A 15,816-nucleotide genomic window follows, 5' to 3' on the forward strand; every position below is an offset into this window, starting at 1 on the left:
GCGAGTCCTGGCCGGCGCGACACCCGCCCGGCGCGACACCCGCCCGGCGCGACTCCTGGCCGGAGGCGACTCCTGGCCGGGCGGGCGGGGACCCGATCAGTGCCTGCGGCCGGCGCGCAGCTCCAGGCGCTCCCCCGGGAACCGCCGGCGGAATCCGCGGTCGTGGGAGACGGCGACCACCGCCCCCGGGTAGGCGGCGAGGGCGGCCTCCAGGTCCTCGACCAGGTCGAGGGCGATGTGGTTCGTGGGCTCGTCCAGGACCAGGAGGTCCGCCGGGCGGGTCACCAGGCTCGCGATCTGCAGCCGCCGCCGCTGCCCCGCGGACAGCTCCGCGACCGGGACGTGCAGGTCCTCCTCTCGGAACAGGCCCAACGCCAGCAGCGGCCGGGCGTACTCGTCCGGCGGCCCGGGCCGGCCGGCCGCGAAGGCGGCGAGCAGCGGGAGCCGGGTGGAGCGCGCGGGCAGCTCCTGTGCGAGGTACCCGATCCGGTCGGGGCGGCGTACGGACCCCGTGTCGGGTTCGAGGTCGCCAGCCAGGACGCGCAGCAGGGTGGTCTTGCCCGCCCCGTTCTCGCCCGTGACCAGCAGCCGCTCCCCCTGGCCGATGGTCAGCAGGCCGTCCAGGCGCAGCCTGTCCCCGACGGCCACGCCGTGGAGCTCGGCGAGCGGCGCGGCGCCGTCCTGGTCCCGGCCGCCCGCCTCGGGCAGCGCCGCCGTGAACCTCAGGAGTTCCGGCGGCGCCGCCACCGGGTTGCGCCGCAGGTGTGCCAGCCGTTCCCGGGCGCCCCGGACCTGTCCGCCGAGCTTGGCCTCGTGCGAGCGGCGGTGTTTACCGAAGCCCTGCCGCGGATCCTTGCCGGTGACGGCCAGGCGTTTCGCGGCGGCTCCGAGAAGAGCCTCGGTGCGGGCGAGTTCCGCGAGCCAGTCCGCGTGCTCCTGGTGCGCGCGCCGACGGGCGGCAGCCTTCGCGGCGCGGTAGCCCGGCCAGCCGTCGCCGTACCGGTGCACGCTGCGCGCACCCCGGTCGACCTCGAGGATGGTGGTGGCGATCCGCTCGAGGAAGCCCCGGTCGTGGGTGACGGCGACGACGGTGCCCCGGTGGGCGCGCAGGTGCTCCTCGAGCCAGTGCACGGCCGCCGCGTCGAGATGGTTCGTCGGCTCGTCGAGCAGCAGCAGCTCGGGGGCGGCGGCCAGCACGCAGGCGAGTGCGAGGCGGGACTGCTCCCCGCCGGAAAGCGAGCCGAGCGTGCGGTCGCGGGTGGTCCCGGCGAGTCCGAGGCCGTGCAGGGCGGCGTGGAATCGGGCGTCCGCTTCGTAGCCTCCGCATTCCTCGTACGCGGTCAGCAGCTCGCCGTAGGCATCGAGTTCGGCGGGGGACGCGTCGGCGAGGTCTTTTTCCGCAGCGCGCAGTCGGCGCTCCATGTCGCGCAGTTCCGCGAGGGCCAGGTCGACGGCGTCCTGCACGGTGCGGCGGGGATCGAGGTCGAGGGTCTGGGCAAGGTGTCCCGTGCCGCCGGGGAAGCTGACGGTGACCTCGCCGGCGTCGGGCGGCTCGGCCGCGGCGAGGAGCCGCAGGAGGGTGGACTTGCCGGAGCCGTTCTCGCCGATCACGGCGACCTTCTCGCCGGGGCGGACGGTGAAGGAGACCCGGTCGAGGACGGTCCGGGCGCCGTAGGACTTGGTGACGTCCTTGACGGACAGCTGCGCCACGGCAGCGGGCACGGCGGTGTGGGCGCGTTGGCGCATGGGGCTTTCCCTGGTGACGTGAAGGCCGACGGGCGGTGGCGGCGGGGCCGCGGTGCGCTGACTCAGGGAAAGCGGTGGAAGGACATGCATCGACCTTAGCAAGACGAGGCGTATCGTCTCAACCTGTGTCCGTGATGTGCGCGGCCGTGCCGGGCGACGACGGCGCGGCCGACCGGGAGGCCGGGGCCGTGGACGTGGAGGTACGCAAGCGGGCCCCCGCCGGGGACCGGGACGGGCGCCCGGGCGACGGTCGTCTCGGGGGTGCCGCAGGCGGGGTTCGGCCGGGACGGTAGGCCGTGGCTGCCCCGTCCCGTACGCGGTCAGCCCTTCTCCGGCTCCGGTTCGGGATCCGGAACCAGCCCGGGGGGCTCCGCTTCGGCGTCCGGCAGGAACCGGCCGACGAGGAGCTTGTAGAGGCCCGCTCCGAGCACACCGCCGATGAAGGGCCCGACGATGGGGACCCAGAAGTAGAGCTGCCCGTACTGGTCTCGCCACGCCCCGCCGTATCCGGTGAGGAAGCTGGCCAGACGGGGGCCGAGGTCACGGGCCGGGTTGATCGCGTAGCCGGCGTTGGTGCCCCACGCCATGCCGATCGCCACGACGATCAGTCCGACGATGAACGGGGCGAGGTTGGCGCCGGGTGGCGTGCCCAGCAGGTCCGTCACGGCGAGGATCAGCAGGAGCAGGATGGCGGTGCCGATGATCTGGTCGCGCAGTGCGCCCCACTCGGTCACGGGCAGGTTCGTGTTTCCGTTGGCCGGCAGGGTGGAGAAGACGCCCTGCGTCTTGATGGTGTGGCCGGGGTCGGCCTTGGCCAGCGCCTCGGTGTAGTTCCAGCGGACGATCAGGGCGGCCACGAAGGCACCGGTGACCTGGGCCAGCGCGTAGGGCGCCACCTTCTTCCACGGAAAGCCCCTGAACGCCGCGAGCGCGACCGTCACCGCCGGATTGAGGTGAGCACCGCTCAGCCTCGCCGCGACGTAGACGCCCAGGGTCACTGCGAGACCCCAGGCCCAGGCAATGCTGTCGTGGTTTCCGAGGCCGCCCGCGGGATCCGTGAGGGCTCCGCCGGCGACCACCTGGGCCACCACACCACAGCCGAACAGGATGAGGATCATGGTGCCGGTGAACTCGGCGAAAAGCTCGCCGACCAGGCCCGACCCCTTGAGGCGCTCCGTCATGGATGCCCGCTTCCCGCCGGGCCGAAGGCCGGCTTCGAACTGCCCGAGTCCTCTGTCTGACCGCAGGACGGCCCGCTCCGCGCGGAGGACGACGGGCCCTGCGCGGTGATGCCCGACTGCGGGTACCTCGTTCCTCCCCCTCCTGCCGCCCGTTCGGCGGAGCCGACGCGGATGTGACAGGGCCCGGCCGGGGTGACTACAGGCTCCGGCCGGGCCCTGCGTGCGTGGGTGTTGCTGGGAGCGCGGATGCTCTGTCACTCCGGGTCAGATGGTGTCGCCCCGCAGACTCTTCTCGGGTGCGTCACCCTCGCGGCCCGGCCGACCGGGCGGCCGAGGGGGCTCGGGATGGACCGGGTCCAGTCCCGGGCGCTGCGGACGCTGCCGCTGCTCGCGGCCCTTGCCCGGTTCCTGGCGCTTGTCCTTCGTTCCGCCCATGTCGGTCAGACTCCTTCTGACGGGTGAGGATTCCGAGGATTCCCTCCACCACGCTGACACAGGGGGTCACATTCCGCATCTTCTCGACTACGGGGTGCAGTGGTCGGGTGAGGGGCGGCGCTCCGCAGGGTCGGTTGCGGCGTCTCGTGCCGGGTCGGCGCCGGGCGTGTCCGGGCCTTCGGCCGTACCGGGCGCGGGGCCCCGCGGCGCCGCCGGGTTCCGCCGGCCTCGGGGGCACTTCACCCGCTCGACCGGATCCGCCGAGCGGGGGTCATCGTCGGAGCCCTGGATCTCGTGGGGCCGGGCCCGACCCGGTCGTCGCCGGCCCCGCGCTCGGCCCGGCGTTCCGCACGGGCTCGACTCGACGTGGCCTCCCGGGCGGCCGCCGTCGCCGGCCACACGAGGGAAGCTCCCCTCGGACGTGGCGATACGGGTGCCATAACCGGGCCTGAGACTGCCGGTGCGTCGCAAGCCGGGGCCGTTGGTCGGGCCGCCAGGCCGGTGCCCCGCTGACGGCGCGCCCTGCCCTCCCGCTGCAGCACCACCCCGTCCTGCGCCCCCTCGCAGGAACACGGGCGGCTCACTGCCTCGGTCTCGGCCCCGGGGTGGTCACGGGTGTCGGCACCCGCGCCGTATCAGCAGGAAGACGACCAGGGCGGCGCAGCCGGCGATGAACAGCGGCTTGGGGTTGGCGCGTGCCGCCGTCGCGGCGTGCCCCGCCTTGTCCCGCACGGGCTCCGGGGTCGCGTCCTTCACCCGCTGTGCCGTGTGCGCGGCTTTCTCGTGGATCCTGTCGGCGACGTGAGCGGCCTTCTCCTTGGCCTGCGCCTTGACGTCGGCCTTGTCCGCCAGGGCCTCTATGGTCTGCCCCAGCTCGTCGCGTGTGTGCTCGACCTGTGCGCGCAGCTCGTCGGGGGTCGGCGTGCCGGCGTCGGGTCGGGGTTCGTCGGGTTGGTGGGTCATCGCTGCGCCTTCTCCCTCATTACGGCCAGGTCGGTCTTGACACTGTCGATGGTCCGCGCCGGTACGGGGGCGCCGGCGTCGGCCACCTGCTTCTTCCCCGCCAGGGCCAGCACCGCGGCGACCCCTGCCAGCACCGCCGCGACGATCAGGGCCGCAGCCCACACCGGGAGGACCAGCGCGAGAGCTGCGATACAGGTCACCGTCAGCGCCTGGGCTGCCAGGAATCCGACCACGCCCGCCCCGCCGAAGAGGCCGCCGCCCTTGCCGAAGCGCTTGCCCTTCTGCGTCATCTCCGCCCGCGCCAGGTGCATCTCCTCGCGGACCAGCTCCGAGATCTGTCGCGAAGCGCGCGAGACGAGCACGCTCACCGATTCATCGGCCATGTGGGTCTGCCGCTCTATCGTGCTCATGCTGAGTGTCCCCTTCACGATGTGCACGCCTTGTCGAGGCGCGCCTACCCGGGAATCGACTCCGCACCCGCTCACCCGCTCACCGTCGCAGCCGGTCAGCCGGTCAGCCGGTCAGCCGATCCGGTCACCGCTCCATGCGCCGGTGGTCCTCGGCGTTCCACGCACGGGTGTCGCGCGGCCGGACGTAGGGCTCCTCGCCCTCTGGCAGCCCTCCGGCCATCGCTCTCTGCCGGGACAGTTCCGCGTCGAACTCCAGCCCCAGGAGTACGGCGAGATTGGTGATCCACAGCCAGACCAGGAAGACGACGACCCCCGCGACAGCGCCGTACGTCTTGTTGTAGGAGCCGAAGTTCGCGACGTAGAACGCGAAACCGGCCGAGGCGACCGCCCAGATCAGCAGGGCCAGGAGGCTGCCCGGCGTGACCCACTTGAATCCGCGGCCCTTCGCGTTGGGCGCCCCCCAGTACAGCAGGGCGATCATGGCTGTGACGAGGACGACGAGAGCCGGCCATTTCGCGATCGACCACACCGTCAGGCCGCTGTCGCCGATCCCCAGCGCCGCCCCCGCCTGCCGCGCCAGGCCGCCGGTGAACACCACGATCAGCGCGCCCGCACAGGCGAGGACCATCAGCGTGACGGTCAGCGTCAGGCGCAACGGAAGAACCTTCCACACCGGGCGCCCCTCCGGCACGTCGTAGACGGCGTTCGCGGACCGGATGAACGCCGCGACGTAGCCGGAGGCGGACCACGTCGCGGCGACGAGGCCGACGACCGCCATCAGCGAACCGATGCCGCTGCGGCCCTGCAGCTGTGCCAGGGCCTCCCTGATCACGTCCTGGGCGGAGCCGGGAGCCAGCCGCTGGAGGTTGTCCAGCACCCGCCCGGCTGTCGCCTCCCCCGCCAGACCCAGCAGCGACACGAGGACCAGGAAGGCGGGGAAGATCGCCAGCACCCCGTAATAGGTCAGGGCTGCGGCCCGGTCGGCCAGCTCGTCGTCTCGGAACTCCTTCACCGTGCCTCGGAGTACCGCCTTCCAGGCACGTGCCGGCAGCTCGGCGGGCCGAGCTGGGGCCCTCTCCTCGATCAGCGTGCCCGGTCCCGCGACGGCGCCCTGCTCGGGCTCGGTGTCGATGACGGGCACGGGCTCTGGCTCGGTGACGGGCTCGGACTCAGCCTGGGGCTGGGACTGGGGCTGGGCGAGAGGCTCCGGCTCGGGCCCGGCGGCACTCCGGCGGCTTCTGCCATGGCCTTGGTTCGGTGGACGTGTCATACCCACCGCTTGTCCTCCGCGGCGCCACTCATGTCGGTCCGGTCACCCGGAAGCTCCGGCGGCGTGGCGTGGCTCCGGCCGCGCCGTCGTCATGCCTGCGCGCTGGACCGGCCGACCGCCTCGGCGACTGCGACCGCCATCGGGCCGCTCGATAGCGTAGGCGACGGCGGATCCGGCCCGGCGATCCGGCAGCGCGGCCGGATCACCGGGCCGCGTCCGCCGTCGCGAGGCTCGCCCCCTGTCCACTCCCGACGGGGGAGCCGGGCGGGCCGGGGGGCGCGCAGGTCGGGGCCCGAGTCATGGCGCAGGCCTGAGTGAGCCCTTCATCGCCGTCCTAGTGGCCGACTAGACGGCCTGCGTCGGCTTGACGACGCAGGGGAGCCGACGTGACGTACCGGCATGACCACGGATGCCGCCGGCCCAGGCCGTAGGAGGGTGAGACGGCGGTGAGACGGTCCTGCCGGCGGGAAGACAAGGATGTCGAGCCGGCGGAACCGGCCGACGGTCGTGCTTCAGCCGCTGGAGGACCCCGGGCGCGTGACGTCGGCGATGCGGCCGACGGCGGTCCCCGTGGCGGTACGGGCGGGCCGCGGTCGCGTCGCCACTACCGCCCCTGTTCCGGGGCAGCGGCTGGAGCCGCAGACATCACCAGGGAGGCGGGCGCGGGCCGCGCGACGCCGTATCCGACCTCCCCGCCCGGGAGGCGGCGGCTCTGGTCGAGCGGCTATCGCGGCGCGCCGACGCATCGGTGCGAAACGGCGCCGGCCCTGCTCCCGAGCCGGCACTCCCCCGGCGGTACCCCGCGCGCCCACGCCCTGCAGCGCGCAGGCACTGTCTTCCCTCCGTTGCACCAGGTCACCGCCCAGTACGGCATGATCGACGCACGCGCCGTCGCCGCCTCGGAGGCAAGCCGTCCGGCCGGATCCGGGAGACGCCAGGCCGCCATCGCCACACTCATGGACACGTGTGCGGCCGCCGGGCGCTCCGTATTACCGGGACCGGGCCCGCATTACCGGGACCGGGCCCGCCGACATGCGCCCCGCCCTCGGATGACTCCCCTTGGTCGGCGCAGGTGGCCGCCCGTAGGCCGGGCGCTCCCACGACCTCGCCCCTGGACGCTCCCATGCTCCGCATGTGCCGCGCTTCGCGCCGTGGCAGGGCGTCCGCCAGGGGAGAGCCCCCTGGGACGGCGCCCCGGCCGCGTGATGGCGGGGGGAGGCCACCACGCGGCCCGGGTCCGCTCGGGAGCCCGCGCCGCTCACCGTCGCGGACTCCCGTGACCACGCTTATGGCCACTCCGCCCGGGCCCAAACCCCCGCATCGCCGCTTCTTCTCGCGGGGATGGATCGGCACCTCTCCGGGCAGGCGCGCCGCCGAAGGAGATCCCTCCGTACCGCTGCGACAGAAGGAGCTGTTCCGTATGACGGAGAACGTGTGGTCCTACCGCGCCGGCATCGACTACCTGGCGGCAGACCTCACCGGGTACGCCGTCGAGGCGCTCGACGGCGGCATCGGCAAGGTCGACCAGCACTCCGACGACGTCACCGACGCCTATCTGGTCGTCGACACCGGCGTGTGGATCCTCGGCAAGGAGGTCCTCCTGCCGGCCGGCCTGGTGATCCGCATCGACCACGCGGCGGAGAAGGTCTATCTGGACCGTACGAAGGAGCAGATCAAGGCCGCGCCGGAGTTCCGTCGGGACGAGCACCTCGGGGACGCGGACCATCGGCAGGCTTTGCGCTCCCATTACCGGTCCGGCATGCCGTTCGGGGTCCCTCCCGCCTGACGGGGCGCGGCCGCCACCGTCACGACCCCCAGCCAGCCGGCACCGTGCGCAACCGCACAACCGTCACCGGTCGCGGGCGTCCTCCGCCGCCGCGATGGAAGCCAGGGGCGATCCCGGGTCACGTTCGACTTCGAGGTCGCCGAGGGTGACGATGCCGACGAGTTCGCCGCTGCCGTCCCGCACGGGCAGGCGCCGCAGCGCGTGCCGGCGCATCAGGTCGACGGCCTCGTCGACGTGGTCGTCGGGGCCGACCGTGACCGGCTCGGCGCTGCAGATCGCCTGCACGCTCGTCTCGGCGGGGTTGCGGTCCTCCGCCATCCCGCGGACGACCAGGTCGCGGTCCGTGAGGATGCCGCAGAGCCGGCCCTGGTCGACGACCAGTACATCCCCGATGCCGGCGTCCCGCATCACCCGCGCCGCTTCCGCCAGTGAGGTCTGCCGCTCCAGGGCCACCGGGTTGCGCGTCATCACCTCGTGCACTCGTCGGGTCATCGGTCCTCCCGGTGGTCGAAGCCGCGTACGACACGGCAGGCACCTGCTGCCGCGCCGGCCACCCCTGCGTCGGCGAGGTAGGCCCGTGGGCCACCGAGGTGGCCCGTTCCAGTATCCGGGTGAAGGCGGCGAAGCGCGTTGTGTGCGGGCGGCGGCCCCGGGTAACCGCAACCCATGCCGACACTCAAGCACCCTCCGTCCGTGTGGACCGACAGCACCCTGTCACTGCTGACACACGGCTACGCCTGGCTCCCCGACCACATGCGCGCTTCGCCTGACGGCATGGTCCGCACGCGCCTCCTCGGCCGCCGGACGGTCGCGCTGCGCGGCCCGGAAGCGGTCGCCTTCTTCTACGACGAGCAGCACGTGCAGCGGCGGGCCGCGCTTCCGGACGCGGTGCTCGACACCCTCTTCGGACAGGGCGCGGTGCACACTCTCGACGGCCGGGCCCACCGGGTACGCAAAGCGATGTTCCTGAGCCTGCTGAAGGACGAGAAGGGCATCGAGGCCCTGCGGGAGCACGTCCTCCTGCGCTGGCGGGAGGCCGTGAGCCGGTGGCGTGAGGCGCCCGAGGAGACGGTGGTCCTCTTCGACGAGACGGCCCGGATCCTCGCCCTGGCGGTCTGCGACTGGACCGGCGTCCCGCTCACCGCGGCGGACGGCGGGCAGCTGGCTCGGGACTGCGTGGCCATGGTCGACGGGTTCGCGACAGCCGGGCCGCGCCAGCTGCGCGCCCGACACGCCCGCAAACGACAGGAGCAGGCCCTGGCGCAGTTGATCGTCCGCGTCCGCGAGCAGGAGGAGGCGGCCCCCGACGGCTGTGCGCTGGACGTGGTGGCCCGGCACCGCGACGTGGACGGCACCGTCCTGGACCCGCACCTGGCGGCCGTGGAGCTGCTGAACATCATCCGGCCTACGGTCGCGATCGCATGGTTCGCCACGTTCGCCGCGCACGCCCTGCACCGGTGGCCACAGCACCGCGGTCCGCTGCGCGGCGACGTGTCGGGGCACCTCGCGACCGGGGTCGCCCACGAGGTTCGGCGCTTCTACCCCTTCGCGCCCTTCGTCGGTGGACTTGCCGTCCGCGATCTGGAGTGGCACGGCGAGAGCATCCCGGAGGGCACGCTGCTCCTCCTCGACCTGTACGGGCAGCATCACGATCCGCAGTGGTGGGACCACCCGTACCGGTTCGATCCCCACCGCTACGGCACCGGGGAGAGCCTGCGCCATCTCGTCCCCCAGGGCGGCGGCGACCCGGCGGCGGGGCACCGGTGCCCGGGCGAGGACATCACGGTCGCTCTGCTGGCGGCATTCGTCACGGAGCTGGCCGGGCTCGACATCAGCGTTCCCGACCAGGATCTGACCATCCCGCTGTCCCGGATGCCCACGCTCCCCCGCAGCGGCTTCCGGTTCCACCTCGCGTAGGCGCGGCGGCGCGGCTGAGCGGGCCCCGGCACGAGTGGGCCCCGACCGGCCGGGGGGGATGGCCGATCGGGGCGGCCCCAGCCGGCCGGGGGGAGGCGGGCCGGGGCGTACAGGGCGGGGGCGGAAAGGGCATCGCGTGGCCTCACGGCGGAGGCACCGCGGGCATCGGATCGGGCCCGGGGACGTCTTCCCCTCCCGCACCCCACACGAAGATGAACGGTCAATAACCTCTCGTTGTTCCCGGCAATCCGCTGGCGCCCGACAGCAAGGTCAGGAAGGCTCGCGCCCATGGTCTCGATATTGCAGAACGTGGCGATCGACTGCGCCGACGCCTATGAGCTGGCTCGATTCTGGAGCGGAGTGACGGGTCGCCCCGTGCATCCGGACGTCGAACCGGGCGACCGGGAGACCCTGGTCCTGCTGGCGGAGGGCCCGGCGCTGTACTTCAACCAGGTGCCCGAACCCAAGACGATCAAGAACCGGATCCATGTGTGCCTGCGTCCCCGGACCTCGCGCGACGAGGAGGTGGACCGCCTGCTGGGGCTCGGCGCGACCTTCGTCGCCGATCACCGCAACCCCGACGGCACGGGCTGGGCCGTCCTCGCCGATCCGGAAGGCAACGAATTCTGCGTCCTGCGCGGCGACTCCGACCACGAGGGCAATGATTCCTAGCGGCCCGCCCGCCGGCATGCGGCGACGGCCACCCCATTCCGCACCCGGAGGCGATATGCGATCACCGTGGCCGCATGTGCCGCGCGGCCGCAGCGGTGTCACTCGACCCGTCGGACAGGTCACCGGGGACCGGACCGGGCCGGTCGGTGCACAGGGTGAAGTCGAGTCCCGGCAGTTCCCCGCCGCGCGGGCCGAAGACCTCGGAGACGATGCCGACGGCGAGCATGCCGACCCCGGGTGGGGCGTACGCGGCGACGGACACGAAGGGAGACACACCTGCAGTGTGGCACCAATCCTGCGATCGGTGGCAGCTGTGCCACTCGTGAACGATCGGGCCGGCCGGAAGGATTGAGGACATGACAGACGCCCCGCTGGGCCGCAGCGCCGTGTACACGATCCTGACCACCGGCTACGTCGGCTCCACCGGCCCTGGAGTTGCCGCCACGGTCTCCTTCATATCCGACGCCGGCCGCCATGTGATCTTCGATCCGGGCATGGTGGCGAGTCCCGACCTCATCCTCGGCCCGCTGGCGGAGTTGGGGCTCGAGCCCGACGACATCACCGACGTGGTGCTCAGCCACCACCACCCGGACAACACCATGAACGTGGGCCTGTTCAGGCGGGCGCGGGTGCACGATCACAAGGTGGAGTACCTCGGCGATCAGTGGAGAAACCGGGATGCCGAGGGCCACGAGCTCACCCCGTCGCTGCGCCTGATCCGCACCCCGGGCCACAGCACCGAGGACATCACCCTGCTCGCCGGCACGGGCGCGGGCGTGGTCGCCTTCGCCGGTGACCTGTGGTGGCACGCGAACGGCCCGGCTGACGACCCGGTGGCCCCCGACCGTGAGGTGTTGCGCGCGTCCCGGCTCCGGGTTCTGGCAGCCGCGGACCTGGTCGTGCCCGGCCACGGCGGCCCGTTCAGGCCCGACGACACCACGCCGCGCTGAGGACTGTCGCGTGTGCGGCGGCCGCATCGACCGCTCTCTCACGGCCCCGCGCCGGAACTCCACACGCCACGCCCGGGCCGACGCCGACGATCGGGTGACGGCCGATGCCCGGGCCGTTGGCGGACAGGGGTGCCACGCCGGGAATACGTCGACACAGGCGCCCCGTTGACAGGTCGCCAGGTCACATACTGCGAAGCGAGGAGTCCCTTGCCCCACAGCGCGTCCGCCCACCATGTCGCCCTGCCCCCGCTCGCCTCTCAGGCAGAACGCCTGATCGAACTCGGGGTGCCCGACCTCGCCGGGACAACCGCCGAGGAACTGCGTACCTTCGCCGAAGACAACGTCGACGCCGACAACGACACCCTGCTCGCCGTCCATCCCGGCCGCGTCCCCGCCTCGGTACTCGCGCCGCTGCTCCGGCTCGACGGCAAGTCCGGTTTCGTCGTCGTCGACATGCCCGACGTGGACCTCTTCGCCCCCCATGCCGTCGATCTGCCGGACGCCCCCCTGTACCTCGTCACCGGCGTCGACCGCGGCGACCACATGGCCAACTGGAGCCCGGAGGAGGCACTGCCCGCACTCACCGATGCGCACCGCACCCCCCTGCTGCTGACCGAAGGAATCCACTGGGTGCTCCAACAGCCCGCCGCTCTCGAGCGCAACCACTGCTTCATGACCATCGGCTCCCGGCTTCGCAAGGCCAACGGTGCACTGGACGCCCGCACCCCGGCGATCTGGATCAGCAACGGCTCGGGGCGCGACGGCCGCGAGCGACGCAACGCCCCCAAGGTCGGCTGGTGCTGGTGGGGCAACCGCCATACCTGGCTCGGCTTCGCCTCCGCCTCGGGTCGTCGACACTGAGAGCTGTCCCCCTGCGCATGCCGCAGAGCGGGTTCAGCGGCATGCGCAGTGCCGGGAGGCGCGGATCCACCGAAGGCGTGCCAGCCGTCCGCTGGAGTTCCACGGCGGGACACACCTGGTCTCACAGCGGCCGCGTACGAACACTGCACACCGGACCAGTGCCCTCCGTGGTGCTCGGCCGGGCCGCCCGCGCTCGCGCCAGTGGCAGCGCTGACGCCAACCGCAGTGCCGTGGGACCCCGGGAGCCCGGGTCCTGCAGTGAGTCCCCTAAGCTCGCGAGGCAGTTGGTGTGCACAGTTCATCCAGGGGGCGGAGCCGCATGGCCGACGAGGTCGAGTACGAACACAAGACCGTGCAGACAGTTCGCGGCACCGACGGCCTGCTGATCTCGAAGATGCAGCAGGACGGCTGGGAGCTGGTCGGGCAGGCCCAGGGCATGCTGCGCTCCACCCTCGAATTCCGCCGGCCGAAGAAGCCGCTGCCGCGGCTCCTGATCGGCACCGCCGTCGGCGGCCTCGTGATCCTGGCCGTCGTCATCGGCGTGGCTGCGGCACTCGAGGACGGAGCCGAGCGCAGCGACGAGTCGATCCCGCCGGCTGCGGCCAGTGCGGGCGGCAAGCCCGCAGCGCCATCGGCTCCGAGCGCGGCCGGACCGCCTGCCGCTGAGGTGATCACGCCTCAGAACAACCCGGAGTTCGCGGCGCTGCTGAAGACGCCGGAGCCGTGCGACCAAGCGAACCCGGACTTCGCGGGCAAGTACAAGGGCAGGACGGTCGCTTTCGACGGCTCGATCGTGCACATGGCGCCCCGCGGGGACCACGCCACCCGCTACGACATCCTCCTCGGGCCGGGTGACGCGGGAGCGGATACGGCGATCGGCCCGGCCTTCAGGTACGCGGACGTCGGCATGCTCGACCTGAAACTGACCGGTCGGAACGTCCCCGACACCGTCCGCACGGGCGACACGTTCCGGTTCGTCGCCGCGGTGGGCGAATTCAGCGCGGAACAGTGCCTCTTCTCCCTCGACCCGGTCTCGACCGAAATCCGGTAGTCACGCCGGGCAGCTGAGCATGAGGCCGGTCAGCGGTCGGCGGGTGTGGTCCAGGCTGTTGCTGCGGATGTCAGGAGTTCCGCGGGGTTACGAGGCCGGATTCGTAGGCGAGGATCACGAGCCGGGCGCGGTCGCGGGCGTGGAGCTTGGTCATGGCCCGATTGACGTGGGTCTTCGCGGTCAGCGGGCTGATGACCATGCGGTCCGCGATCTCGTCGTTGGACAAGCCCTGAGCGACCAGTACGACCGCTTCACGCTCGCGGCTGGTCAGTCCTTCCAGCGCGGGCCCCGTGGTGCCGGGGAGCGGCTGGCTGACGTAGCGGTTGATCAGCTTGCGGGTGATCGAGGGGGCAAGGAGGGCGTCGCCGCGCGCGGCGACGCGCACGGCGTGCAGGAAGTCCTCCGGCACGATGTCCTTGACGAGGAATCCGGCGGCGCCTGCGGACAGGGCGTCGAATACGTATTCGTCCAGGCCGTAGTTGGTCAGGATGATGACGTGGACGCCTGTCAGTGCCGGGTCGGCGGCGATGCGCCGGGTCGTCTCGATGCCGTCGAGGACCGGCATCTGGATGTCGATGAGGGCGATGTCGGGCAGGTGTTCTCTGGCGAGTTCCAGGCCCTCCAGCCCGTCGGCGGCTTCGGCCACGACCTCGATGTCGTCCTCGAGGTCTAGGAACGCGCGGAATCCGCTGCGGATGAGGGGCTGATCGTCGACCAGCAGGACACGGATCACGAGGCACGCTCCACGGGCAGTTCGGCTCGGACGCTGAAGCCGCCCTCGTCACGCGGTGCCGCCCGGAGGCGGCCGCCGAGGGCGGTGACGCGTTCTCGCATGCCGAGCAGTCCGATACCGGGCACGGGGACGGTTTCCGGGGTGGCCCTGCCGTTGTCGTCGACCTGCAGGGCCACGGTGTCCGGGTGGTAGCCGATGCGGACCGATGCCGTGGTGGCGTCCGCGTGACGGGCGATGTTGGTGAGGGACTCCTGGACGATGCGGTAGACGGTCCGGCCCACCGCGGCGGGGACGTCGTGCCGCTGCCCCTCGATCGTCAGCGTGGCCCGAAGGCCCGTCCCAGCGGCCCGCTCCACCAGTTCCGGCAGGTGGTCGAGGCCGTGCGGTGGGGTGGTGTCGTCGTCGCGCAGGGCCTCCAGGGTGGCGCGGAGTTCCCGGGACGCCTCCCGCCCGGCCTCCCGGATGGCCAGCAGGGCCTCCGGGACCGGTTCGCCACGCTTGCGGGCCACATGGACGGCGGCTTCGGACTGCACCTTGATGACCGAGATCTGGTGGGTGAGGGAATCGTGCAGCTCCCGCGCGATGTGCAGCCGCTCCTCGTCGGCGCGGCGCCGCGCGGTCTCCTCCCGGGTGCGTTCGGCTTCGTCCGCCCGCTGCTCGGCCTGCCGCAGGGCCTCACCGGCCGCGCCGGCGGCGATGAGCCAGGCAATCTGGAGGGCGCCCCGGGCCTGCGCGAACGCCTCGCCCGTGTCGTGCAGGCCCGAGGCCAGGGCCGCGAGGGGGAGGGCGGCCAGGACAGCCACGCTCACCGCCGCCGTGACGATGCGGTGTCCGGCCCGCATGGCCGCGTACACCGCGAAGAGGAACGCGACGGCGGCCACGTCGAACCCTGCCGCCTGGTACCCCACCGCGCACAGCCCGGTGACGGCCAGTACGGCAACCGGAGCCCGGCGGCCCGCGGCCAGCGCCAGGCCGCCCACCGCCAACATAACGTAGCCGAGCAGGCCCGAGCCCGTTGCGGAGTGCTGCCCGGACAGCCCGGTGACCAGCAGCGCCCCCGCCACGCCTACGGCGACCAGCCCGTCTCTGACACCGGCCCGGACACGGAACCGTCCTTTGCTCATGAGCGCACCGTAGCCGGAGCCTGCCCCTGCCGAATCCCGCCCGCGTACGAGTTGCCGACTACTACGTACGCAGTAGCTCCGCAGCATCTGCCGCGTCCGTGGTAGCGCGAAGTGCCTGCGCCTGCCGGACGACCTGCCACGGCCCGGCCGCCATGCTCGAGCCACATCCAGTCGTGGGAAGAGAAGGAGCACACCTGATGTCCGATCGTCCGTCCGCTCGTCGCCTGTTCGCCGCCTCCGCGACCGCCCTGCTCGCCGGGATCGCCCTGGCCACCCCGGCGGCGGCGCACGCCTCGGTCCAGCCGCTCGCCGCCGACGTCACCGCCTTCAGCCTCGGGAGGCTCGCAGCCGCCGCCGGCGGGCTGCTGGGGCTGGCAGCCGTGGTCATCGCCATGCTGGTGCTGAGACGACCCGCCGGTCGACTCGTCGTTGCCAACAGGTCGCTCTGGGCGAAGGCGGCCGTGGTCGGGGGGCTGATCGCGACGGCCCTCGGCGCGCTGGTCGCGGCCACCGCCGACGGTGGACTCGGCACCGGCAACGGGCTGGGCGGCGCCTACGTGGCCCTGCTGCTCGGGCTGACCGGCGCTGTCGTGGGCCGGCGAGCCCTGAACCGCTCCCGCCCCGCCGGTTGATCACAGCGGATCGGTTTCGGCCGCAGTCACACCCTGCGGGCCGCCACCGCACGACCGACCGCGCCGCAGCGGCGCCTGCCCCGCC

At 72.6% G+C, this 15,816-nt stretch carries 17 protein-coding genes; 7 read left to right on the top strand and 10 right to left on the bottom strand.

Annotated elements, in window-relative coordinates; translation table 11 throughout:
• Positions 1-96: 96 nt before the first annotated feature.
• The 6 genes from abc-f to ACZ6JS_RS29195 form a co-directional block, all read right to left on the bottom strand.
• The gene (gene abc-f / locus ACZ6JS_RS29170) at positions 97-1,746 is read right to left on the bottom strand and encodes a ribosomal protection-like ABC-F family protein (protein WP_469302294.1); all 1,650 of its coding nucleotides are present in this window, start codon (positions 1,744-1,746) and stop codon (positions 97-99) included.
• A 320-nt stretch (positions 1,747-2,066) separates the two neighbouring features.
• The gene (locus tag ACZ6JS_RS29175) at positions 2,067-2,927 is read right to left on the bottom strand and encodes an MIP/aquaporin family protein (protein WP_469302295.1); all 861 of its coding nucleotides are present in this window, start codon (positions 2,925-2,927) and stop codon (positions 2,067-2,069) included.
• 264 nt (positions 2,928-3,191) lie between these two features.
• Positions 3,192-3,362 carry a hypothetical protein gene (locus ACZ6JS_RS29180; protein ID WP_469302296.1) on the bottom strand — a complete coding sequence of 57 codons (171 nt, stop codon included), beginning with the start codon at positions 3,360-3,362 and terminating at the stop codon, positions 3,192-3,194.
• Between the two features lie 609 nt (positions 3,363-3,971).
• Positions 3,972-4,325: a DUF3618 domain-containing protein gene (locus tag ACZ6JS_RS29185; RefSeq protein ID WP_469302298.1), complete on the bottom strand. Its 354-nt coding sequence runs from the start codon at positions 4,323-4,325 to the stop codon at positions 3,972-3,974.
• Positions 4,322-4,735, bottom strand: a complete 414-nt coding sequence (locus ACZ6JS_RS29190) for a phage holin family protein (RefSeq protein WP_469302300.1) — start codon at positions 4,733-4,735, stop codon at positions 4,322-4,324. The genes ACZ6JS_RS29185 and ACZ6JS_RS29190 overlap by 4 nt, the downstream gene beginning before the upstream one ends.
• A 124-nt stretch (positions 4,736-4,859) precedes the next feature.
• Complete coding sequence (locus ACZ6JS_RS29195; protein ID WP_469302302.1) at positions 4,860-5,876, bottom strand: YihY/virulence factor BrkB family protein; 1,017 nt, start codon at positions 5,874-5,876, stop codon at positions 4,860-4,862.
• A gap of 1,549 nt (positions 5,877-7,425) precedes the next feature.
• Here ACZ6JS_RS29195 and ACZ6JS_RS29200 point away from each other — a divergent pair.
• Entirely contained in the window at positions 7,426-7,791 is a 366-nt protein-coding gene (locus ACZ6JS_RS29200; RefSeq protein ID WP_469302304.1) for a PRC-barrel domain containing protein, read from the top strand.
• Between the two features lie 63 nt (positions 7,792-7,854).
• Here the strand turns inward: ACZ6JS_RS29200 and ACZ6JS_RS29205 are convergent, their stop codons facing one another.
• Positions 7,855-8,283: a CBS domain-containing protein gene (locus ACZ6JS_RS29205; protein ID WP_469302305.1), complete on the bottom strand. Its 429-nt coding sequence runs from the start codon at positions 8,281-8,283 to the stop codon at positions 7,855-7,857.
• A gap of 201 nt (positions 8,284-8,484) precedes the next feature.
• On the opposite strand from ACZ6JS_RS29205, the gene ACZ6JS_RS29210 reads away from it, so the two are divergent.
• Together ACZ6JS_RS29210 and ACZ6JS_RS29215 are read left to right on the top strand one after the other, a co-directional pair.
• Positions 8,485-9,708 (top strand): cytochrome P450, encoded by a 1,224-nt coding sequence (locus tag ACZ6JS_RS29210; RefSeq protein ID WP_469302306.1) that lies wholly within the window; start codon positions 8,485-8,487, stop codon positions 9,706-9,708.
• Positions 9,709-9,996: 288 nt separating this feature from the next.
• Complete coding sequence (locus ACZ6JS_RS29215; RefSeq protein ID WP_469302308.1) at positions 9,997-10,380, top strand: VOC family protein; 384 nt, start codon at positions 9,997-9,999, stop codon at positions 10,378-10,380.
• Between the two features lie 61 nt (positions 10,381-10,441).
• On the opposite strand, the gene ACZ6JS_RS29220 is transcribed toward ACZ6JS_RS29215, so the two are convergent.
• Entirely contained in the window at positions 10,442-10,654 is a 213-nt protein-coding gene (locus ACZ6JS_RS29220) for a hypothetical protein (protein WP_469302309.1), read from the bottom strand.
• A gap of 82 nt (positions 10,655-10,736) precedes the next feature.
• Here ACZ6JS_RS29220 and ACZ6JS_RS29225 point away from each other — a divergent pair, with 82 nt between their 5' ends.
• The 3 genes from ACZ6JS_RS29225 (at position 10,737) to ACZ6JS_RS29235 (ending at position 13,242) form a co-directional block, all read left to right on the top strand.
• Positions 10,737-11,330, top strand: a complete 594-nt coding sequence (locus tag ACZ6JS_RS29225) for an MBL fold metallo-hydrolase (protein ID WP_469302310.1) — start codon at positions 10,737-10,739, stop codon at positions 11,328-11,330.
• Between the two features lie 207 nt (positions 11,331-11,537).
• Positions 11,538-12,191: a DUF5701 family protein gene (locus ACZ6JS_RS29230; RefSeq protein WP_469302312.1), complete on the top strand. Its 654-nt coding sequence runs from the start codon at positions 11,538-11,540 to the stop codon at positions 12,189-12,191.
• A 319-nt stretch (positions 12,192-12,510) separates the two neighbouring features.
• Complete coding sequence (locus ACZ6JS_RS29235; RefSeq protein WP_469302313.1) at positions 12,511-13,242, top strand: DUF4839 domain-containing protein; 732 nt, start codon at positions 12,511-12,513, stop codon at positions 13,240-13,242.
• Between the two features lie 70 nt (positions 13,243-13,312).
• Here ACZ6JS_RS29235 and ACZ6JS_RS29240 read toward each other — a convergent pair whose 3' ends face one another.
• Together ACZ6JS_RS29240 and ACZ6JS_RS29245 are read right to left on the bottom strand one after the other, a co-directional pair.
• Positions 13,313-13,975 carry a response regulator gene (locus ACZ6JS_RS29240; RefSeq protein WP_469302314.1) on the bottom strand — a complete coding sequence of 221 codons (663 nt, stop codon included), beginning with the start codon at positions 13,973-13,975 and terminating at the stop codon, positions 13,313-13,315.
• Positions 13,972-15,099, bottom strand: a complete 1,128-nt coding sequence (locus ACZ6JS_RS29245) for a sensor histidine kinase (RefSeq protein WP_469302316.1) — start codon at positions 15,097-15,099, stop codon at positions 13,972-13,974. Before ACZ6JS_RS29245 ends, ACZ6JS_RS29240 begins: the two co-directional genes overlap by 4 nt.
• 197 nt (positions 15,100-15,296) lie before the next feature.
• On the opposite strand from ACZ6JS_RS29245, the gene ACZ6JS_RS29250 reads away from it, so the two are divergent.
• On the top strand, positions 15,297-15,731 hold the full coding sequence (locus ACZ6JS_RS29250) for a DUF6223 family protein (RefSeq protein ID WP_469302318.1): 435 nt from the start codon (positions 15,297-15,299) through the stop codon (positions 15,729-15,731).
• The last annotated feature ends 85 nt before the right edge of the window (positions 15,732-15,816 follow it).

Source organism: Streptomyces sp. NPDC046349 (assembly GCF_055587885.1).

Bases quoted from the DNA above. Each gene is read 5' to 3' on its own strand.
- abc-f (WP_469302294.1), bottom strand. From the start codon at position 1,746: ATGCGCCAACGCGCCCACACCGCCGTGCCCGCTGCCGTGGCGCAGCTG.
- ACZ6JS_RS29200 (WP_469302304.1), top strand. From the start codon at position 7,426: ATGACGGAGAACGTGTGGTCCTACCGCGCCGGCATCGACTACCTGGCG.
- ACZ6JS_RS29190 (WP_469302300.1), bottom strand. From the start codon at position 4,735: ATGAGCACGATAGAGCGGCAGACCCACATGGCCGATGAATCGGTGAGC.
- ACZ6JS_RS29180 (WP_469302296.1), bottom strand. From the start codon at position 3,362: ATGGGCGGAACGAAGGACAAGCGCCAGGAACCGGGCAAGGGCCGCGAG.
- ACZ6JS_RS29175 (WP_469302295.1), bottom strand. From the start codon at position 2,927: ATGACGGAGCGCCTCAAGGGGTCGGGCCTGGTCGGCGAGCTTTTCGCC.
- ACZ6JS_RS29225 (WP_469302310.1), top strand. From the start codon at position 10,737: ATGACAGACGCCCCGCTGGGCCGCAGCGCCGTGTACACGATCCTGACC.
- ACZ6JS_RS29205 (WP_469302305.1), bottom strand. From the start codon at position 8,283: ATGACCCGACGAGTGCACGAGGTGATGACGCGCAACCCGGTGGCCCTG.
- ACZ6JS_RS29250 (WP_469302318.1), top strand. From the start codon at position 15,297: ATGTCCGATCGTCCGTCCGCTCGTCGCCTGTTCGCCGCCTCCGCGACC.
- ACZ6JS_RS29245 (WP_469302316.1), bottom strand. From the start codon at position 15,099: ATGAGCAAAGGACGGTTCCGTGTCCGGGCCGGTGTCAGAGACGGGCTG.
- ACZ6JS_RS29235 (WP_469302313.1), top strand. From the start codon at position 12,511: ATGGCCGACGAGGTCGAGTACGAACACAAGACCGTGCAGACAGTTCGC.
- ACZ6JS_RS29185 (WP_469302298.1), bottom strand. From the start codon at position 4,325: ATGACCCACCAACCCGACGAACCCCGACCCGACGCCGGCACGCCGACC.
- ACZ6JS_RS29215 (WP_469302308.1), top strand. From the start codon at position 9,997: ATGGTCTCGATATTGCAGAACGTGGCGATCGACTGCGCCGACGCCTAT.